This window comes from Methanobrevibacter sp., assembly GCF_045577275.1.
Classification (GTDB): domain Archaea; phylum Methanobacteriota; class Methanobacteria; order Methanobacteriales; family Methanobacteriaceae; genus Methanobrevibacter.
This window is the reverse complement of sequence record NZ_JAZNIB010000277.1, coordinates 1-1,592: the sequence shown is the minus strand read 5'-3', so window position 1 is coordinate 1,592 and position 1,592 is coordinate 1. Positions and strand designations below refer to the sequence as shown.

At 29.9% G+C, this 1,592-nt stretch carries 2 protein-coding genes; both read right to left on the bottom strand.

The genetic code is table 11. The features are described from left to right. Positions 1-130: 130 nt before the first annotated feature. Entirely contained in the window at positions 131-1,279 is a 1,149-nt protein-coding gene (locus tag ACKI67_RS08140; RefSeq protein WP_407463003.1) for a nucleotidyltransferase family protein, read from the bottom strand. 81 nt (positions 1,280-1,360) lie between these two features. Then, a complete protein-coding gene (locus tag ACKI67_RS08135) occupies positions 1,361-1,540 on the bottom strand; it encodes a hypothetical protein (RefSeq protein ID WP_407463002.1) in 180 nt (59 codons plus the stop codon). Between the last annotated feature and the right edge of the window lie 52 nt (positions 1,541-1,592).

Below are 1,592 nucleotides of genomic sequence, written 5' to 3'. Positions count from 1 at the left end.
ATTCATAATATATTTTTATTAACTGATATTATATAATATTTACTAATAAACAATAGTTTTCGATAAAAAAAGTAAAAAAAATTAACAATCAAAAAATTAATTTGAAAAATAAAAATAAAAATAAAAAAAGTTAGCATTCACAAACATCAATATTGGAAACATAATTCTTTTCATTGGAAAAGACCTTTTCTTTGAATTCTTCCAATACATCTTCATTTTTGTAATTTAATACGCGAACAGTGCTTGGATAATTACTGATGTATTCTGAAATCATATCTGCATTGATTCTTGTTTCCAAAATGCTCAATACCCTATTTTTAAAATGACTGCTGAAACCATAGAAAATGGAATCTTCGATTTCAGATATTGATTCGAAAGGTTTTATTTCGCGTTGATTGATCAACTCATTTGCTAATTTTTCATTGAAGAAATTTAATTTGACCAAATCATCATAAGATAGATTGTTTGCAGAATCAATGATGCTTTCTTCATCTCTTAAATCATGCAATGGTGCCCTATCTGCATTGATTTCTCTTTCCAAAATCCTAATTGTCTCACTTGGCAACATTGTTTTAACTGATTCTAAATTATTCTCAGAACATGCCTTACGAATCAATGTTCCGCTAACACCTTCAATACGTGGAACAAAAATAAATTTATCCTTAAAATCAAAGCCTATTTTCTTGAGTGATTTTGAGAATGACACAATAACATAATTGTCTTCTTCCAGCTTTCCATTATATATTACTTCTTTTGTGTCCATATCAACGATTTTATAAGGCTTTGGAGCAACACCATGACCTAAAGAAATTCTTTCCAAGATTTTTTCATATCCGTCAAAAGGCCTGTATCCTCTAGGAATAAAATCAGTGTTCAATGCCTGAAACATCTTGGTCAAGCATAAGGAATATTGGCCAGATCCCATAATTCCCATAGGAGGACCTTCAACAACAATATCTGCCCCTACAGCAATAGCTATCTCTGCCCTTGTCTTTCTATGCATAATATAAGGCAATCCTCTACCGCTTCTCTCAAACAATCCTGGAACAACCGCTACAAACAATCCATCAGGAATGGTAGCCTTTGCAGTCTTCATGCAATGAAAATGACCATTATGAAGTGGAGAATACTCTGTAAAATCTGCAATCAAAGGTCTTGATTCAACTGATCTGTCAGATATATCAGAGCTAAAATCCTGATTCTTTAATTTTTGTGCATTTTCAAAATCTTTGAAGAATGTTTTACGGTCATTCTTTTGAATTTGTCTAATAAAATCAATTGAAGGCATAATATATAATATAATATTTAAAATTTATAAAACTATTCAAAATAAACTATTCAATATAACTATTCAATATAACTATTCAAAATCTTCGCCTATATTGTCCTCAATCCATAGATTAACCGCTTCTTCCATAGCCTTGCTATACCATCTCGGTTCAAACTTGAATTTTTGGGAGGCCATCTTCCTAAACTTATAATCCAGATTCTTATTTATTACAATAGTAACCCTTTTTTCATCACTTTCCTTAGATACCATATAATCACAACTTAAGAACTTATAAAAATTTACTATATAAAACTATTTATAA

Excerpts from the sequence above, each read along its gene's own strand:
- ACKI67_RS08135 (WP_407463002.1), bottom strand. The coding sequence starts at position 1,540 with ATGGTATCTAAGGAAAGTGATGAAAAAAGGGTTACTATTGTAATAAAT.